The organism is Streptomyces sp. NPDC107528 (assembly GCF_055639295.1).
The window spans coordinates 78,838-95,945 of the sequence record NZ_JBVKAV010000009.1 but is presented as its reverse complement, the minus strand read 5'-3'; the positions used below and the strand labels follow the sequence as shown (position 1 = coordinate 95,945).

The window sequence follows — 17,108 nt, the reverse complement described above, 5'->3', positions numbered from 1 at the left end:
CTTCGTCGACCCGTCGGATCAGCCCTCGGCACCGACCTCCGGCCGCTGTGCGGGCACCTCCGGTTTCAGGCGCGCCAGCAGCCGCTCCCGCTCCTCGGCGAACGCCGGGTCCGCCTGGTAGTCGCCGTGGCCGAGGATCGGGGCGGGCAGGGGGTGTTCGGGCGTACGGCCGTACGCCAAGGGGTCCTTGAGAGCCGCGCGGTCCACTTCGGGGGTGCAGCTGCCGGGCAGGCGGATGGGGCCGCCGATGGGGTCGGTGTCGCGGTACAGGTTGCGCCAGCAGTCCAGCTCGGCATGCAGGGAGGCGAGGGCGGCCGAGCCGAAGTGGGCCGGGAACCAACGGCCGTAGAGGCGTTCCAGCGGGGAGCCGTAGGTCAGCAGCGCGACCCGCTTGCGGTCGGCCGGCGTCAACTGCCAGACCGCCGCGGCCGCAAGCACGCTGCCCTGGGAGTGCCCGGAGATGACGAGACGGCGGCCGTTCTCGGCGCGCGTCCAGGTCGCCATCCGCCAGGTCAGGTCGGGCACCGCACGCTCGGCGTAGCAGGGCGGTGCGAAGGGGTGGGCGGCGCGGGGCCAGAAGGTGCCGACGTCCCACAGGATGCCGATGGTGCGCCGTGCGGAGGCGTCCTTGTAGGCGCGTCGGCCCCACGTGACGAACAGTATGAAGCCGAGGCCGATCAGCCAGGAGCCCAGTGCCTGTGCGGTCTCGGCTGCGCCGTGCACGAAGGCGTACGTCCCGTCGGCGGCCTCGCTCGGCGTCTCGTCGGTCGTCATCGCACCGACCAGGGCTCCGGCGCCCAGGAGCAGGGTCGCGGTGGAGGTGACGGCGACGAGGAGGGGGGCGCGGTCGGTGAGTGTGGCCATCGCGCGCGTGCTCGCGATACGGCGGGTGCGTGCGATGTCCCGGGGCTCCCCGGCGTAGTCGAGCTCCACCCTGCCCAGTTCGGTGCGGCGCAGCAGCCAGGCCCGCCATGCCAGCCCCCCGCAGAGCAGCAGCAGGAGGACCAGCAGCGGCGGGATCACGGACGCCTGCCAGGTCAGCAGGACCGGCGGGCCTGCGATGGACGCCCGCGTGCCGTCCAGCCAGTCGGCGACCCGCTGGGCGACGCCGCCCGACATCACCCCGCCGAGGGCGCAGGCCAGCATGACCACGGCCGGCCCGCCGAGGCCGCGCATGGCGGCGCGCGGGTCTGGCCGGGTGCGGTGGAGGACATGGGCGACGACGGCGAGCACGATCACGAGCAGGCCCTGGAGGAAGGCGATCGCGCCGAAGGTGGGGTCGCCCGGGAGGCGGCCCGTCGATTGCCAGCCGGGCCGTTCCCACCCGGCGTACACCAGGGCGAGCACCAGCAGGACGAGGGCGGCGAGCGGCAGGCGCCGTACGAGATGCTCGTCGAGTTCCTGGTCGAGGCGGTTCTCGCTGCGGCCCCGGCGGCTGACCACCCACACCACGACGGCCGCGCCGGCGAGGATCGCCGCTCCCAGAAGCCATCCCAGGGTGTCGAGGAGCGCAGGTCCGCCGGGCCCGCGGTCGAAGCGTGCCGCTGCAGCGCCGACCGCGGCGGCGACCGTCAACAGGCCGGCGGCGGTATGCGCGGCGCGCAGCCGGGCAACCAGGCGACGGCCGTACCAGAAGCCGGGGCGGCCCAGGGAGGTGCCGCCGGACTCCTCGTCGGGCTCGGGTTCACGGGACATCGGCTGCTGGGACTCGTATGCGCTCCAGGTGCGGCGGGACAGGTACCAGAGCAGGCCGGTCAGTGCGGCGGGCACCAGAGCCGCGAGGGCGAGCCTGCGGCCGGGCCTGCTCCACCAGCCGCCGTCCGAGGCGAGCGGCGACAGGAAGCCCAGCCAGCTGTGCCGGTCGGCACACGCGCGCGTGCCCGCGCACTGCCAGGCCGTGAGGTCGAGGGCGACCTCGCAGGCGGCCGCGACGAGCAGCACCGTCAGCGTCAGCCCGGCGAACCGGACGAGCAGGCCGTACAGCCGCACCGTCCGCGGGCGGTCCTGTGTGGTGGGGCGCATCCAGTGGGCGAGGTTGACCACCATGAACGGCAGTAACAGCAGCCACAGGGCGCGTGCGCTGTTTCCCGAGGTGAGGTTGCACCAGACGTAGGCCTCGGGCACCGGGCCGTCCCGGTGGTCGTCCGGCCGGTCCTCGGCGTCGACGTCGTCGGCGCGCCGGAACACGGCGGCCGTGCCGTCGCCGGTGATCCGCACCGTGCGCGGATCGTCCAGCATCTCCTGCGGTGTGGTGCCGCCGACCCCGTGGACCAGGAGTTCCAGGGCTGCGGCGCGGTCCTGCGCTCGTTTCACTTTTCGCACTTCCCCCGTGACGAGCCTTCGGCTTCTGTCCGTGCGGGCACAAGGATCTCCGCGTGGAAGGTCCCTTACACCTCTCGTCACGGAATCTCCCCGATCCGTATGACGAACAGGGGAACGGCAGATGCGGAAGTGACATGCGCGCGTCGGTACGGTCAGTGGCGCGACCGGTACCGACCCGTGCGAGGATGGGACGTCCCGCGCACCGGGAGGGACGAGAATGTCCTTATCAGAGCAGGTGCGCAGGGCGTGTCGGACGGCTTGAGGCGAAAGGACCGGAGCGTACGTGAGTGAGAATCAGAACCTCCTCGCGGAGCAGCGGCGCGCCCTGATCCTGGACGAGGTACGGCGACGGGGCGGGGTGCGCGTCAACGAGCTGACCCGCAAGCTCGGCGTGTCGGACATGACGGTGCGCCGCGACCTCGACGCGCTCGCCCGGCAGGGCGTGCTGGAGAAGGTGCACGGCGGCGCGGTTCCGGTGGTCGAGGCCAGCACCCATGAGCCGGGCTTCGAGGCCAAGTCGGGTCTGGAGCTGACGGCCAAGGAGGACATCGCGCGGTCCGCGGCCGAGTTGGTCGCGCCGGGCACCGCGATCGCGCTGTCGGGCGGTACGACGACGTACGCGCTGGCACACCAGCTGGTGGACGTGCCCGACCTGACGGTGGTCACGAACTCGGTGCGGGTGGCCGACGTCTTCCACGCCGCGCAGCGCACCTCGGGCCCCCGGCAGGGCGCGGCCACGGTCGTGCTGACCGGCGGGGTTCGCACTCCCTCCGATTCGCTGGTGGGCCCGGTGGCCGACCAGGCGATCGCAGCGCTCCACTTCGACATGCTGTTCCTCGGGGTGCACGGCATATCGGTCGAGGCCGGCCTGTCCACGCCGAACCTCGCGGAGGCCGAGACCAACCGGCGTCTGGTGCAGTCGGCGCGCCGGGTCGTGGTGGTCGCCGACCACACCAAGTGGGGTGTGGTGGGGCTGAGTTCGTTCGCCGCGCTGGAGCAGATCGACACGCTGGTGACGGACTCCGGTCTCGAGAGCGAGGCGCGCTCCGAGATCGCGGAGCATCTGCGGCTCGTCGTGGCGGGCGAGCCCGACGAGGATGCGGATCTCTGAGACAGGCGATGTCCCGCGGTGCAGACAGCTGACGGAGCGCCAGCTAGGGTGGCGTGCCCGGTCCAGCGTCGGCACAGGGGGTTTCGTCCATGGCTCATCTGCTGCGTGAGGTCGGTCTCGACTTCGTCGGGACCGCGCCCGTACGGCACGTCTTCGCGCGGGAGATCACCGCTCCCCCGGAGACGGTCCACCGCGCGCTGGCCGAGGACGTGTCCGGCTGGACGGAGTGGTTCTCCGCGGTGACGCTGGCCCGCCCTCTCGACGACGGTGCCCGGCGCGAGATACGCCTCAAGGGCGGTACGCGTTTCGAGGAGACGATCCTCGCGGCGAAGAGCCCCGAGTTGTACGCCTACCGGATCGACATCACCAACACGCCGGGCGCCCGGGCCATGGTCGAGGAGTGGCGGCTCGCCCCGGCGGGGACGGGCACGCGGGTGCAGTGGACGTTCGCGGTGGACGGAACGGCGCCGTTCCGTTTCGCCTTCGGCCTCGCGCGGCCCGGTGTCGGCCGGGCGTTCCGGGACGCGGTGACCGCACTGGACAAACGGCTGACGCCGTAGACAGTTCCGTCACTCGGGCCAGACGCCCGTCTGCAGCAGCTGCTCGATGGCCGTCGCGTACGGCGCGATGTCCAGGCCCTGCCCGGCGAGCCAGGCGTCCGAGTAGTACTTGTCGAGGTACCGGTCGCCCGGGTCGCACAGCAGCGTCACCACGCTCCCCTGCCGGCCCTCGGCCACCATCTCGGCGACGATTTTCAGAGCGCTCCACAGCCCGGTGCCGGTGGAGCCGCCCGCCTTGCGGCCGATGCACTGCTCCAGGGCCCGTACGGCGGCGACGCTCGCCGCGTCCGGCACCTTCATCATCCGGTCGATCGCGCCGGGCACGAAGCTCGGCTCCATGCGCGGCCGGCCGATGCCCTCGATACGGGAGCCGCAGTCGCAGGTGACGTCCGGATCGCCGGTGGTCCAGCCCTCGAAGAAGCAGGAGTTCTCCGGGTCGGCCACACAGATGCGGGTGTCGTGCTGCATGTAGTGGACGTACCGGGCGATGGTCGCCGACGTGCCGCCGGTGCCGGCCGTGGCGACGATCCAGGCGGGCTCCGGGAACCGTTCCAACTCCAGCTGGCGAAAGATGGATTCGGCGATGTTGTTGTTGCCGCGCCAGTCCGTGGCCCGTTCGGCGTAGGTGAACTGGTCCATGTAGTGGCCGCCGGTGTCCACCGCGAGGCGGGCGGACTCCTCGTACATCTTCCGGGAGTCGTCCACGAAGTGGCACTGCCCGCCGTGGAACTCGATCAGACGGCACTTCTCGGCGCTCGTCGTGCGCGGCATGACCGCGATGAAGGGCACCCCGATCAGCTTCGCGAAGTACGCCTCGGATACGGCCGTCGAGCCGCTGGACGCCTCGATCACCGGGCGGCCCGGTCGAATCCAGCCATTGCACAGGCCGTACAGGAAGAGCGAGCGGGCGAGCCGGTGCTTGAGGCTGCCCGTCGGGTGGGTCGACTCGTCCTTGAGGTACAGGTCGATGCCCCAGTGCTCCGGCAACGGGAACCGCAGCAAGTGGGTGTCGGCTGAACGGTTGGCGTCGGCCTGGACCTTTCGGACGGCTTCTTTCAGCCAGGTGCGATAGGCAGCGTCGCTCTGGTCGACGTCGAGGGTCACACCGGACGGGGTCTGCTGAAGGGTGCTCACGGCGGTGCTCCTCATGCTCGGCCACAACGGCGACTCGCGGGGCCGTCACTTCGAGCATAGACATCTTCCGCACGCTTCTCACCTGCATAAACACACCTTTGAGAGCCTCAAAGGCACCCCTGGGCCGTGACCTCACCGGGCCCCGGGGGGCGCATTCGCTCGAGTGCTCCGAGCACCGCGAACAGGGGGACGTGCGTACTGGTGCTCGGCGCTGGACGCGGGCACACTGCTCCGGACGGGACGACGATCCCGAACGGGGTGCACACTGGATCACTACCGGGGCCGGCACCCGCACAGGACCGGCCGGCACACCGACGCGCACAAGGGGGCGGGGCATGGCGGAACCTGAGTTCAGGGCCACGGGCGTGCGGATCGGGAAGCGGCTGCGCTCGCTGACCCGGGCCGGGCAGGTGCGGATCAGCGACGGCCGGGTGCAACTGCTCACCAGCTACGGCAGCGAGATCGACAGCGCGCCGGTACAGGCCGTACGGGCGTCCAAGCCGTGGTTCTCGCCGGACGACAAGGCGCTGGCCGACATCAACGGCAACCGCTACTCGCTGACCCTGGGTGATCACGATCCCGCTCCCGGAGAGGCGGGTCCTCCCGCGGCGCGCCGGTTCATAGAGGCAGTGCGAAAGGCTGCGGGCCGTAAGGGCTGAGTCACTGCGAGTTGCGGTACCGCACCCCTTGCGTCACGCTGGTCTCACGTCACTCTGGGTTTACCGGCGATAACGCTGCGAACCAGCCCGCCGGCCACGACAGCAGGCGGCCGTTTTCCTCAAGTCCCCTGCTGGATCCGTACTCCGTGTTCTTCCGGACCTCTTCAGTCGGGGAGTCGCAGCCGTGATCAGTTACCCAAGCAGGCACTGCACGGTGGAGCTCCAAGCCCTGCCGTCGCGGATCGGTCAGGTCCGCAGAATCGTATCGGCGCAATTGCGCTACTGGCATCTGGACGCGTTGATAGACCGCGCCGCGCTCGGTGTGACCGAGCTGTTGACCAACGTCCACCAGCACGCCCGGCCGGACAAGATGTGCACCGTGGAGATCGAGCTGCTGCTCGACCGGCTCATGGTCTCGGTGCGCGACCACGACCCGCGACTGCCGGTCGTGGCGGACGTCAGGGCCGCCGACACGCTCGCCACCTGCGGTCGCGGGCTCGCGATGGTGGCCGCCGTCAGCGAGAGCTGGGGTGTGCGGCCGGACGGCGAGTTTGGGAAGGTCGTGTGGTTCACGCTCCCGACGGCCGTGGCGCCGCGGGCCACGGCCGCGCGACCGCCGCACCGCAGAACGGCGGACAACCCTGTGCGTCGGTTCGCGGAGGTCGGGGCGCCGGTCGATCTGCGCCGGCCCGAGCATGCTCCCGCCCGGTCGGCCGTTGTCGGCTGACCGGGCGGTGAGGGGACCTTCGAAGGCGTCGTCACCGGTGTCACTCGGTGGCGATCGCCCGTAGTACGTCCAGGCGGGCCGCCCGACGTGCGGGGCGCAGCCCTGCCAGGGCTCCGGCCGTGATGCCGACCAGGGCCACCAGGGCGAGTTGGAGCGGCGGCATCGCGAAGGCGAAGGCGCTGTCGCTCGCCCCGTCGGAGGCCTCGACCAGGACCCAGCCGAGGAAGGCGCCGAGGGCGAGGCCCCCGGCTGTGCCGAAGGCGGCCACCAGCACCGACTCCCAGCGGACCATGGCGCGCAGTTGGGGGCGGGTCTGACCCACGGCCCGCAGCAGGCCCAGTTCGCGGGTGCGCTCGTGGATCGCCAGGGTGAGGGTGTTGGCGATGCCGAGGAGTGCGATGAGCACGGCGAGGGCGAGCAGTGCGTAGACCAGGGTGAGCATCATGTCGATGCCGCCGGCCGAGGACTGCGCGTACTCGTCGCGGGTCTGCACGTCGGGGTTGCCGTACTGGTCTGCAACCCTCTCCACCGCCGCCTTGCCCTCGTCCGTGCTCACGCCGTCCTTGAAGGAGACGGCGACCAGGGTGTCGGCGTCCTGGGTGCGGTGCGGGGCCCAGGCGTCGCGGGTGACGACGTAGTCGCCGGCGAGTTCGGACTGGCCGTAGACCGCTCGGACCGTGAAGGTCTCCTGGCGGCCGTCGGTGAAGGTGAGCCGGGCCCTGTCGCCGGTCGTCAGGTTCTGCTTGTCGGCCTCCTTCTCGGTGATGGCGATGCCGTCGGTGCCTAGGTCGCGCAGGGAGCCGCTGACGGAGCCGAGGTCGAAGGTGCGCTCCAGGGCGACCGGGTCGGTGACCGTCAACGCCCGTCCCTTGCCGTCGACTTCGGCGACGCCCCGGCCGAGTCCGACGGCCGTGTCCACCTCGGGCAGCCGCTGGACCGCGTCGGCGAGGCGCGGGCTCAGTCCGCTGCCGCCCGCGCCGAACGACGGGGTGCTGACGGCCACGTCGCCCGCGAACGACCGGGACACGGTCTGGTCCATGGTCGCCTTCAGCGAGGCGCCGAACACGGTGAACAGCGACACGACGGCCACGCCGATCATCAGGGCGCTCGCGGTGGCGGCCGTACGCTTCGGGCTGCGCAGGGCGTTGCGCCGGGCGAGGCCGCCGGTGACGCCGCGCAGTCGGTCGAGGGGACCGCCGAGGATCCGTACGGCCGTCGAGGAGGCGACCGGGCCGAGGACCACGAAGGCGCCCAGGGCGAGGACGGCGCCGGCTGCGGCCAGCCACATGGACGGGGACACCAGGACGCCGGTGAGCGTCACACCGAGCGCGAGGGCGATGAGACCGAGACCGGTGACGGCGCGGGCACGGGAGGCGCCGGAGGTGTCGACGGCCGTCTCGCGCAGGGCGGCCAGCGGCGCGGTGCGGCCGGCGCGTGCGGCGGGCAGCAGCGCGGAGCCGAGGCATACCACGATGCCCACCGCGAGGGGCAGCGCCATGGAGATCGCGCTGATCACCAAGTCGCCCTCGGGGAACGGGAATCCGATCGCCGGGAACAGCGCCTGGAGGCCGGCCGCGATGCCGATGCCGCCCGCCAGGCCGGTCACCGACGCGGTGACGGCGACGGCGGTCGCCTCGACGAGGGTCGACGCGGTGACCTGGCGGCGCGAGGCACCAAGGGCTCGCAACAGAGCGTTCTCGCGGGTGCGTTGGGCCACGACGATCGCGAAGGTGTTGTGGATGGAGAAGGTCGCGACGAGCAGGGCCACGCCGGAGAAGACCAGCAGGAAGGTGGTGAAGATGGTCAGGAACTGGCTGGAGATCATCTCCGTGTTCTCCTCGGCCGACTCCTGACCGGTGATGGCCTCGACGCCGCTGGGCAGCACGGACGTCAGCTCGTCGACCAGCTCCTGCTGGCTGACGTCCGGTCCGGCCCGCACCTGGATGGTCGCCGCTTCGCCGGGGCTGGCGGTGAGGTACTTCTCGGCGTCGGCCTGGGTCATGCCGGTGAAGGTCACCTGGGCCATGCCGTCCTCGCCGCCGAAGGTCGCGAGGCCGACGACGGTCACCTCGACCGGGTCGGGTGTGCGCAGGGTCGTGGTGTCGCCGATCCTCAGGTCGCCGCGGTCGGCGGTGCCCCGGTTGACGACGACCTCGCCGGACTTCTGCGGGGCGCGGCCTTCGGCCAGGCGGTACGGGTTGAGCTCGGGGTCGTCGATCCAGTTACCGGCGAGGGTGGGCGGGCCCTGCCCGCCGATGGGGTCGCCGTTCCTGCCGATGAGCTGGCCGGCGCCCTGGATGCTGGGCGCGGCTGCCGCGACGCCGGGGACCTGCTCGATGGTGCGCACCAGATCGGTGTCGACGGGCTCGCGCACGCCTTCGCTCTCGCCGGGCGTGGTGATGGCGTCGGCGCTGCGGACGACGGCGTCCGTGCCGCTGGTCGCGTTGCCGAACATCGTGTCGAAGCCGGCCCGCAGGGTGTCGCCCATGACGAGGGTTCCGGCGAGGAAGGCAACGCCGAGGAACACCGCGAGGAACGTGCCGGCGAAGCGGCGCTTGTGGGCACGCAGGGAGGACACGCTGAGGCGGACGGAGGCGTTCATGACGGCACCTCGAAGGCTTTCATGCGGTCCAGGACCTTGTCGGCGGTCGGGGATTCCATGCGGTCGACCAGGCGGCCGTCCGCGAGGAAGACGACCTCGTCGGCGTGGGCGGCGGCCACGGGGTCGTGGGTGACCATGACGACCGTGCGGGCCGTCTGGCGCGCCGCGCGGCCGAGCAGTCCGAGGACCTCCTCGCCGGAGCGCGAGTCGAGGTTGCCGGTCGGCTCGTCGGCGAACACGACATCGGGCCGGCCGGCGAATGCCCGGGCCACCGCAACGCGTTGCTGCTGGCCGCCGGAGAGCTCGGCGGGCCGGTGGTGGAGCCGGCCGCGCAGGCCGACGACGTCGACGAGCGCGTCGATCCACTCCGGGTCGCCCTTGCCGCCCGCGAGATCCAGCGGCAGCGTGATGTTCTCGGCCACGGTCAGCGTCGGTACCAGGTTGTAGGCCTGGAAGACGAAGCCGACACGGTCGCGGCGCAGGAGGGTGAGGCGACGGTCGTCGAGGCTGCTCAGCTCGGTGTCGCCGATGTGGGCGGTGCCCGAGGTGAGCGTGTCGAGGCCGGCCGCGCAGTGCATGAGGGTGGACTTGCCGGAGCCCGAGGGCCCCATGATCGCGGTGAAGCGGCCGACCGGGAAGTCGACGCTCACCCCGTCCAGGGCCCTCACGCTGGTGTCGCCGGTGCCGTACACCTTCACGGCGTCCACGACACGGGCGGCCGTCGGCGTGCCTGTCGTGGTGGTCGTGACGGTCATGCCGCACCGCCCTTGCCCGTACGGCCGAACTGCTCGTCCAGGACGGACAGCCGGCGCCAGTACTCGTCCTCGTCGATCTCGCCGGAGGCGAAGCGGTGGCCGAGCACGGTGATGGGCGAGTTGTCGTCGGGGGCGGGCCGCCCGGGGCCGCGGCGTCCGCGCCACACGGTGCGGCGCAGCAGCGTGATGCCACCGATCACGACGGCCGCCCAGATCAGCGGGAAGAGGAGGATCCACGGGCCGGGGCCGCCGTCGGCGAAGTGTGCCAGGGTCTGCATCTCGAGTCATCTCCCGGGTCGGTTCGGTCGGGTCTTTCGGTGATGTCTCGAGACTCGCGCCGTGAGGGGCTCCGGGTCGTCGTACGGCCAGCGGCAGTGTGCGTACCTCGCGGGGAGTAGGCGGGGCCGGTTCCGCTGCTCCGGACGGGCTCGACTTCTGTAACTACTAGTATGTACAGTGAGGTGCATGAGCACCCCCGACCGACTGATCGAGTCCACGCGCGAACTGCTGTGGGAGCGCGGCTATGTGGGCACCAGCCCCAAGGCGATCCTGGAGCGTGCGGGGGCCGGGCAGGGCAGCATGTACCACCACTTCAAGGGAAAGCCGGATCTCGCGCTGGCCGCGATCCGGCGGACCGCCGAGGAGATGCGGGCTACCGCCGCGGGAGTACTCGACGGTCCGGGAACCCCGTACGAGCGCATCGAGGCTTATCTGCGGCGTGAGCGCGAGGTGCTGCGCGGCTGTCCGATCGGGCGGCTCACGATGGACCCGGACGTGATCGCGAGCGACGAACTGCGGGCGCCCGTCGACGAGACGCTCGACTGGCTGCGCGAACGCCTCGCCGGGATCGTCGAGGAGGGCCGGGAGCAGGGCCAGTTGGCGCCCGGGCTCGACGGCGAGGCGATCGCGGCGACGATCGTCGCGACCGTCCAGGGCGGCTATGTCCTCGCCCGCGCGTCCGGCTCGCCCGCCGCGTTCGACATGGGCGTCCGAGGCCTGCTGTCCCTTCTTGCACCCCGCTAGGAACCGCACCGGACGCGCCAGGAAGGCGGCACGATGCACGCGATGCAGTACCGGATCACCCTGCCCGCCGACTACGACATGGAGATCATCCGACGTCGTGTGGCGAGCAAGGGGCACCTGCTCGACGAGTGGCAGGGGCTCGGCCTCAAGGCATACCTGATACGCGAGCGCGGCGTGCACGGGTCACCGGTCAACGAGTACGCGCCGTTCTATCTGTGGCACACCGTCGCGGGCATGAACGCCTTCCTCTGGGGCGGCCCGTTCCAGGGCATCGCAGACGACTTCGGACGGCCGTCGGTCCGTCAGTGGACCGTGCTGGCGCACGAGGGCGCCGCTCCTTCGCGTGCGCGGGTGGCGGTTCTGCGACGTCAACAGGTCCCGGACGGCGTGCAGTTGACGGGCCTGACGGCGAAGGCGTCGCGGGAGACCGAAAGGTTGGCCGACGGGGACGGTGCAGTGCTCGCGGCTGCGGCCGTGGACACGAGCCGTTGGGAGGTGATCCATTTCTCCCTCTGGGAGAACGACACGCCCAAGGCCGACGGCGACGTGTACGAGGTGCTGCACCTGTCCGTGCCGGGGCGGCTGCCGCTCGACGCACCTGCCTGACTGCGCTGACACGCGACAAGCGACAAGCGACAAGGAGAACCGGCCCATGCCCTTCGTCCGCATCGACGCCCTGGGAGCCGGCCCCGAGCGGCTCGACGCGCTCGGTCGTGCCGTGCACGACGCCCTGGTCGAGGCCATCGGGATTCCGCCCGATGACCGGTTCCAGGTGCTGGTCGGCCACGACGGCACCCGCAGCACCCTGCGCTACGACGACGGCTATCTCGGCATCCACCGGGACGACGGCATCGTGTACGTGACGATCACTCTGCGCTCCGGCCGGACTCCCGCCCAGAAGCAGGCGCTGTACCGGCGGATCGCCGAACTCGCCCACGCCTACGCGGGGACCGAGTCTCGCAACGTGTTCGTCAACCTCATCGAGAACGAGCCCCTCAACTGGTCGTTCGGCGAGGGAGTCGCGCAGTACGCCGATGCCCCCGCCCCAGTCGACTCCCCCACCTCGGAGAGCTTCACGGCTCCCTGACGTCCAGGCGGCCGATGCGGGCCACGTTCTCGCGGTCCTCGGCGTCGTCGCTCGCCGCGCCGGCGAACCAGGCGTCGAGGATCTCCTTGAGCAGCGGCTCGGACGTCAGGCGCAGGCTGAGGGCGAGGACGTTGGCGTCGTTCCAGCGGCGGGCGCCGTCCGCCGTGTAGGCGTCCGCGCACAGGGCGGCCCGTACGCCCGGCACCTTGTTCGCGGCGATCGACGCGCCCGTGCCGGTCCAGCAGCATACGACCGCCTGGTCCGCCGTACCGTCGGCGACCTCGCGGGCGGCCGCTTCGGAGCAGGCGGCCCACTGGGGGTCCGAGTCGGGATTCAGCGCCCCGTGCGTGACCACCGCGTGGCCACGGGCGCGCAGCTCGGCCACGAGACTGCGGGCCACGGGTTCGTCCATGTCGGAGGAGACGGAGATCCGCATGTCACGAAGGGTACCCAGGTCCGCCCGCGGGTGTGCGACCGTGGGCCGGGGGTGCGGTCGTCGCGGCTGCGGCCGAGCATGGAGGTGACCGCCAGGAGACCTGGGGGAACGGAGGCCGGGATGGATGCCGTGGATGTCGTCCAGCGCTTCAACGACGCGATCAACGACCGTGACCTCACCGAGCTGGCCTCGCTGATGTCGGACGACCACACCTTCATCGACACCGCGGGCAACACCGTCAGCGGAAAAGGGGCCTGCATCGAGGCGTGGCGCGCGTTCTTCACGGCCTTCGCGGACTACCGGAACGTATTCACCGACCTGACCGTGGGGGACGAGGTCGTCTCGGTGTCCGGATACTCCCTCTGCTCGCGGCCCGAGCTTGCCGGCCCGGCGCTGTGGACCGCCCGCGTCACCGGTGGGCTGGTCGGCGAGTGGCGGGTGCGCACGGACTCGCCTGCGGCACGCCGCGAGCTGGGACTGCCGCCGGGCGGACTCGTCTAGCGCCTGTTCCGAGTTCCCGCGGCATCGCGACGGAGGAACCAGGCCAGGCCCTAGGTCAGCGCCCCCAGCGGATCGTCCAGGACCGGCTGCCAGGCCAACTCGGCCGCGCCGACCAGGCTGTTGTGGTCGAGGGTGCACGCGAGGATCGGGACGCTGCCGCTCTGCCCCCAGAGGCTGCGGTCGGCGACGACGGCGCGCAGTCGGTCGGGGTCGGCGTCGAGGAGGGTGGCGTGGAGGCCGCCGAGGATGATGCGGTCGGGGTTGAGGATGTTGACCAGGCCGGCGAGACCCAGGCCGAGGCGGTCGATGAGAGCCTCGGTGGCGACGCGGATCGTGGGGTCGTCGTACCGGGTGCGGATCAAATCCTTGGCCTGCTGGAGCAGGGAGATCTCGGGGCCGGGCTCGCGGCCGGCGGCCGTGAGGAAGGCCAGCGGGTCGGCCTCGACGTCGAGGCACCCGCGGCTGCCGCAGTGGCAGGGCCTGCCCTCGGGGTTCACGGTGAGGTGACCGACCTCCAGGGCCAGGCCCGAACTGCCGGTGTGCAGACGGCCGTCCAGCACGAGCGCACCCCCGACGCCCCGGTGCCCGGTGGCCACGCACAGCAGGTCGCGGGCGCCGCGCCCCGCTCCGTGCCGGTGCTCGGCGAGCGCGACGAGGTTGATGTCGTTGCCGGTGAACGCCGGTCCCGTGATCCCGGCAGCGCGCACGCACTCCGTGAAGATACGGCGGACGGGGGCGCCCACGGGCCACGCCAGGTGCAGGGGGTTCAGGGCCAGGCCGTCGGGTTCGGCGACGGCGGACGGTACGGCGAGACCCGCGCCGACGCAGCGCCGTCCGGTCGTGCGCAGCAGGTCGGAGCCCGCCTCGACGACGGACCCGAGCACCTTCGCCGGGTCGGCGTCCACGGTCTCGCAGCCGGGCGCGGTGGCGACGATACGGCCGCCCAGGCCGACCAGCGCCGCCCGGAACCCGTCGGCGTGCACCTGCGCGGCGAGAACGACCGGGCCGTCCTCGGCGACCGCCAGCCGGTGCGAGGGCCGCCCCTGCGAGCCCGCCGCCGCGCCGGGCCGTGCGTCGACCCGGATCAGCCCGAGCGCCTCCAGCTCGGCCGCGACCGCGCCAGCCGTCGCCCGGGTCACGCCGAGCTCGGCGGTGAGGACCGCACGGGTGGGCGCGCGTCCGGTGTGCACGAGCTCCAACGCGGGTCCGAGCGCGCCGCGCCCCCGGTCCAACCGCGTCCTCGAGGTGGTCCCTTCCCCCGCCGTCCGGGGGTCCGCCTTGCCGCTCATGAGGGCGAGTCTCCCATGATCCGCAGCTCCGGCGGGCCTACCGGCCACTCACTCTGAGCGTGACGTTCAACCGGCCGGTCAGCCCCAACTCCGGCGGTGCGGTGCCCGCCTGCACCTTCGGCACACCGTGGTAGGCGAGTCGCGAGGGGCCTCCGAACACGAACAGGTCGCCGCTGCGCAGCTCGACGTCCGTGTACGGCCGGCTCCGGTTCTCGGTGTTCCCGAAGCGGAAGACGCAAGTGTCACCGAGGCTCAGGGACACCACCGGGGCGTCCGACTTCTCGTCGCTGTCGCGGTGCATGCCCATGCGGGCATCGGCTTCGTAGAAGTTGATCAGGGCGATGTCGTACGCCGCTTCCGCCCCGCCGAGCAGGTCCGCGCCCAGTGTGTCGCGCACCGCGCGGCGGCCCAGCTCCCCCAGCCACCCGGGGAACGGTTTCACCGGGGCTCCGTCGCCGTCGACGACCGTGCGGGTGTAGGCGTACGGGTACCAGTGCCAGCCCAGGCAGACCTGGCGGGCGGTCATCGTGCCGCCGCCGGGGGTGCGCACCGTGCGCAGGCCGGCCGGCGGGCGCGACCACGCGCGGCAGGCCTCCAGCAGCTCGCGCTGGGCCTGCGCGTCCAGCCAGCCGGGCATCTGCACCGCGCCCGGCGCGACCTCCGTGCGCTCGCGGGGGAACAGCTCGGCGTCCATGTCTCCCATCCTCCTCCACCGGCCGTGAGCTGCGGATCGGCAAGCGGCACCGCCGGGGTCGCTTAGCCTTGACGCACGATGAACGACCGTATGACGACGCCCTGGGGCGAGCTCGCGCTGTCCCGATTCCCCGAGGACCCGCGGGACAGGCTGCGCGCCTGGGACGCCTCCGACGAGTACCTCCTCAGGCATCTGGCCGAACAGAACGTTCCGCTGTCCGGCACGGTCGTGGTCGTGGGTGACCGCTGGGGCGCCCTGGCCACGGCGCTCGCGGCGCACCAGCCGGTGCAGATCACGGACTCCTACCTTGCCCAGGAGGCGACCCGGGCCAACCTCGCCCGCCATGGCGCCGAACCCGGCGACGTCCGGCTGCTCACGACGCAGGACCCGCCACCGGACCGCGTCGACGTCCTCCTGGTCAGGGTGCCCAAGAGTCTCGCGCTGCTGGAGGACCAGCTGCTGCGGCTCGCGCCCGCGGTGCACGAGGGCACGGTGGTGGTCGGCACGGGCATGGTGAAGGAGATCCACACCTCGACGCTCCAGCTGTTCGAGCGGATCCTCGGCCCGACCCGCACCTCGCTCGCCGAGAAAAAGGCCCGGCTGATCTTCTGCACGCCTCAGCCGGCGTCGGAGCGGCCCGCCAACCCGTGGCCGTACACGTACACGCTCCCCGACGGTATCGGCGCGGTCTCGGGACGCGCGGTCGTCAATCACGCGGGTGTCTTCTGCGCCGACCGGCTCGACATCGGTACGCGGTTCTTCCTCGGCCACCTGCCCGACAGCAAGGGCGGCCGGCGGGTGGTCGACCTCGGGTGCGGCAACGGTGTCGTCGGTACGGCGATGGCGCTGGCGAATCCGGAGGCCGAGGTGCTGTTCGTGGACGAGTCCTTCCAGGCGGTGGCCTCGGCGGAGGCGACGTACAAGGCGAACGGGGTCGCGGGGCACGCGGAGTTCCGGGTCGGGGACGGGCTGGCGGGCGTGCCGGCGGGGAGCGTCGACCTCGTGCTCAACAATCCGCCGTTCCACTCCCACCAGGCCATGACCGACTCGACGGCCTGGCGCATGTTCACGGGGGCGCGGCGCGTGCTGCGGCCGGGCGGTGAGCTGTGGGTCATCGGCAACCGGCATCTCGGCTACCACGTGAAGCTGCGGCGACTGTTCGGCAACAGTCAACTCGTCGCCAGTGACGCGAAGTTCGTGGTGCTGAGGGCCGTCAAGAAGTGACGGTGCGGTCGGCGTCCCCGACGCGGTAGCGGTTGAGTTCGCGTGTCTGCACAGCCCGCCCGTAGAGCGGGATGAGCAACGTCTCCTTGCAGGGGTGGTCGGTCAGGGTGCCCTCAGCACTCCGATGATGTCCGCCACCGCCCGCACCATCGCCTCGCGCCCCACGCTGAGGTACTTGCGTGAGTCGACCGCCTCGGGATGGGCGGCGAGGAATTCGCGGATCGCTCCGGTCATGGCGATGTTGAGGGCCGTGCCGACGTTGACCTTGGCGATGCCGCCCGCGACCGCCGCGGTCAGTTCGTCGTCGGGGACCCCGGAGGAGCCGTGCAGGACGAGGGGGACGTCCAGGGTGGCGGCGAGGCGCTTGAGGAGGTCGTGGTCGAGGGTGGCGGTGCGGGTGGTCATGGCGTGGGAGCTGCCGACGGCGACCGCGAGGGCGTCGACGCCTGAGTCCGTGACGAAGGCGTGAGCCTCGGCGGGGTCGGTGCGGGCACCGGGGGCGTGGGCGTCGAGGGGCGGCTCGCCGTTCTTGCCGCCGAGGCGACCCAACTCGGCCTCGATCCAGAGGCCTTGGGCGTGCGCCCAGTCGGCGGCGGCCTTCGTCGCGGCCAGGTTGTCCGCGTACGGCAGGCGTGCCGCGTCGTACATCACGGAGCTGAAGCCCGCGTCCGGCGCCTGGCGCAGCAGGTCGTCGCTCTGGATGTGGTCGAGGTGCAACGCGACGGGGACGGCGGCACGTTCGGCAGCGGCGACGGCGGCGCGGGCGAGGGGGAGGAGCCGTCCGTAGCGGAACTTGACGGCGTTCTCGCTGACTTGGAGCACGACGGGTGAACCCACCGACTCCGCACCGGCGATGACCGCCTCGACGTGCTCCAGGGTGATGACGTTGAAGGCGGCGACGGCACAGCGGGCTGTGGCGGCGCGGGTGACGAGCTCGCCGGTGGTCACGAGGGGCACGGCCTGTCCTTTCTCGGCGCGGAAGGG

18 protein-coding genes are annotated in these 17,108 nt (G+C 71.8%); 9 read left to right on the top strand and 9 right to left on the bottom strand.

All coding sequences use genetic code 11. The annotated features are described in order from the left end of the window. Nucleotides 1-18: 18 nt before the first annotated feature. Entirely contained in the window at nt 19-2,313 is a 2,295-nt protein-coding gene (locus tag ACZ7L5_RS27545) for a hypothetical protein (protein WP_471519619.1), read from the bottom strand. 292 nt (nt 2,314-2,605) lie between these two features. Between ACZ7L5_RS27545 and ACZ7L5_RS27540 the strand changes: the two genes are divergently transcribed. Further along, complete coding sequence (locus ACZ7L5_RS27540; protein WP_328883502.1) at nt 2,606-3,433, top strand: DeoR/GlpR family DNA-binding transcription regulator; 828 nt, start codon at nt 2,606-2,608, stop codon at nt 3,431-3,433. Between the two features lie 89 nt (nt 3,434-3,522). After that, a complete protein-coding gene (locus tag ACZ7L5_RS27535) occupies nt 3,523-3,993 on the top strand; it encodes an SRPBCC family protein (protein WP_467478001.1) in 471 nt (156 codons plus the stop codon). Nucleotides 3,994-4,002: 9 nt separating this feature from the next. Here the strand turns inward: ACZ7L5_RS27535 and cds1 are convergent, their stop codons facing one another. After that, a complete protein-coding gene (cds1, locus tag ACZ7L5_RS27530) occupies nt 4,003-5,142 on the bottom strand; it encodes an L-cysteine desulfhydrase Cds1 (protein ID WP_471519617.1) in 1,140 nt (379 codons plus the stop codon). Between the two features lie 320 nt (nt 5,143-5,462). On the opposite strand from cds1, the gene ACZ7L5_RS27525 reads away from it, so the two are divergent. Together ACZ7L5_RS27525 and ACZ7L5_RS27520 are read left to right on the top strand one after the other, a co-directional pair. Then, nucleotides 5,463-5,786 (top strand): hypothetical protein, encoded by a 324-nt coding sequence (locus tag ACZ7L5_RS27525; RefSeq protein WP_328883499.1) that lies wholly within the window; start codon nt 5,463-5,465, stop codon nt 5,784-5,786. Between the two features lie 184 nt (nt 5,787-5,970). Then, nucleotides 5,971-6,513 (top strand): ATP-binding protein, encoded by a 543-nt coding sequence (locus ACZ7L5_RS27520; protein WP_471519615.1) that lies wholly within the window; start codon nt 5,971-5,973, stop codon nt 6,511-6,513. Nucleotides 6,514-6,553: 40 nt separating this feature from the next. Here the strand turns inward: ACZ7L5_RS27520 and ACZ7L5_RS27515 are convergent, their stop codons facing one another. Genes ACZ7L5_RS27515 through ACZ7L5_RS27505 form a run of 3 tightly spaced genes read right to left on the bottom strand, consistent with a single transcriptional unit; the run spans nt 6,554 to nt 10,148 of the window. Continuing rightward, nucleotides 6,554-9,115 carry an ABC transporter permease gene (locus ACZ7L5_RS27515; RefSeq protein ID WP_471519613.1) on the bottom strand — a complete coding sequence of 854 codons (2,562 nt, stop codon included), beginning with the start codon at nt 9,113-9,115 and terminating at the stop codon, nt 6,554-6,556. Continuing rightward, the gene (locus tag ACZ7L5_RS27510; RefSeq protein WP_471519611.1) at nt 9,112-9,870 is read right to left on the bottom strand and encodes an ABC transporter ATP-binding protein; all 759 of its coding nucleotides are present in this window, start codon (nt 9,868-9,870) and stop codon (nt 9,112-9,114) included. The genes ACZ7L5_RS27515 and ACZ7L5_RS27510 overlap by 4 nt, the downstream gene beginning before the upstream one ends. Next, complete coding sequence (locus ACZ7L5_RS27505; protein WP_391405085.1) at nt 9,867-10,148, bottom strand: SHOCT domain-containing protein; 282 nt, start codon at nt 10,146-10,148, stop codon at nt 9,867-9,869. The genes ACZ7L5_RS27510 and ACZ7L5_RS27505 overlap by 4 nt, the downstream gene beginning before the upstream one ends. Nucleotides 10,149-10,335: 187 nt before the next feature. Here ACZ7L5_RS27505 and ACZ7L5_RS27500 point away from each other — a divergent pair, with 187 nt between their 5' ends. The 3 genes from ACZ7L5_RS27500 to ACZ7L5_RS27490 are packed head-to-tail and all read left to right on the top strand — an operon-like array spanning nt 10,336 to nt 11,980. Next, nucleotides 10,336-10,893: a TetR/AcrR family transcriptional regulator gene (locus tag ACZ7L5_RS27500; RefSeq protein WP_471519609.1), complete on the top strand. Its 558-nt coding sequence runs from the start codon at nt 10,336-10,338 to the stop codon at nt 10,891-10,893. 33 nt (nt 10,894-10,926) lie between these two features. Next, complete coding sequence (locus tag ACZ7L5_RS27495; RefSeq protein ID WP_471519607.1) at nt 10,927-11,499, top strand: DUF4865 family protein; 573 nt, start codon at nt 10,927-10,929, stop codon at nt 11,497-11,499. A gap of 46 nt (nt 11,500-11,545) precedes the next feature. Then, complete coding sequence (locus tag ACZ7L5_RS27490) at nt 11,546-11,980, top strand: tautomerase family protein (protein ID WP_471519605.1); 435 nt, start codon at nt 11,546-11,548, stop codon at nt 11,978-11,980. Here ACZ7L5_RS27490 and ACZ7L5_RS27485 read toward each other — a convergent pair. Beyond that, entirely contained in the window at nt 11,967-12,416 is a 450-nt protein-coding gene (locus ACZ7L5_RS27485; protein WP_328883492.1) for an RpiB/LacA/LacB family sugar-phosphate isomerase, read from the bottom strand. The two genes, ACZ7L5_RS27490 and ACZ7L5_RS27485, sit on opposite strands and share 14 nt — an antisense overlap. Nucleotides 12,417-12,536: 120 nt before the next feature. Here ACZ7L5_RS27485 and ACZ7L5_RS27480 point away from each other — a divergent pair, with 120 nt between their 5' ends. Further along, on the top strand, nt 12,537-12,917 hold the full coding sequence (locus ACZ7L5_RS27480; RefSeq protein ID WP_471519604.1) for a YybH family protein: 381 nt from the start codon (nt 12,537-12,539) through the stop codon (nt 12,915-12,917). 50 nt (nt 12,918-12,967) lie between these two features. Here the strand turns inward: ACZ7L5_RS27480 and ACZ7L5_RS27475 are convergent, their stop codons facing one another. Together ACZ7L5_RS27475 and ACZ7L5_RS27470 are read right to left on the bottom strand one after the other, a co-directional pair. After that, nucleotides 12,968-14,206: an ROK family protein gene (locus ACZ7L5_RS27475; RefSeq protein ID WP_471519602.1), complete on the bottom strand. Its 1,239-nt coding sequence runs from the start codon at nt 14,204-14,206 to the stop codon at nt 12,968-12,970. A gap of 37 nt (nt 14,207-14,243) precedes the next feature. Next, nucleotides 14,244-14,900: an alpha-ketoglutarate-dependent dioxygenase AlkB family protein gene (locus ACZ7L5_RS27470; protein WP_471519601.1), complete on the bottom strand. Its 657-nt coding sequence runs from the start codon at nt 14,898-14,900 to the stop codon at nt 14,244-14,246. Between the two features lie 90 nt (nt 14,901-14,990). Here ACZ7L5_RS27470 and ACZ7L5_RS27465 point away from each other — a divergent pair, with 90 nt between their 5' ends. After that, nucleotides 14,991-16,124 carry a methyltransferase gene (locus ACZ7L5_RS27465; protein WP_471520188.1) on the top strand — a complete coding sequence of 378 codons (1,134 nt, stop codon included), beginning with the start codon at nt 14,991-14,993 and terminating at the stop codon, nt 16,122-16,124. A gap of 102 nt (nt 16,125-16,226) precedes the next feature. Here the strand turns inward: ACZ7L5_RS27465 and ACZ7L5_RS27460 are convergent, their stop codons facing one another. Next, complete coding sequence (locus ACZ7L5_RS27460; protein WP_471519599.1) at nt 16,227-17,081, bottom strand: class II fructose-bisphosphate aldolase; 855 nt, start codon at nt 17,079-17,081, stop codon at nt 16,227-16,229. Nucleotides 17,082-17,108: the final 27 nt, after the last annotated feature.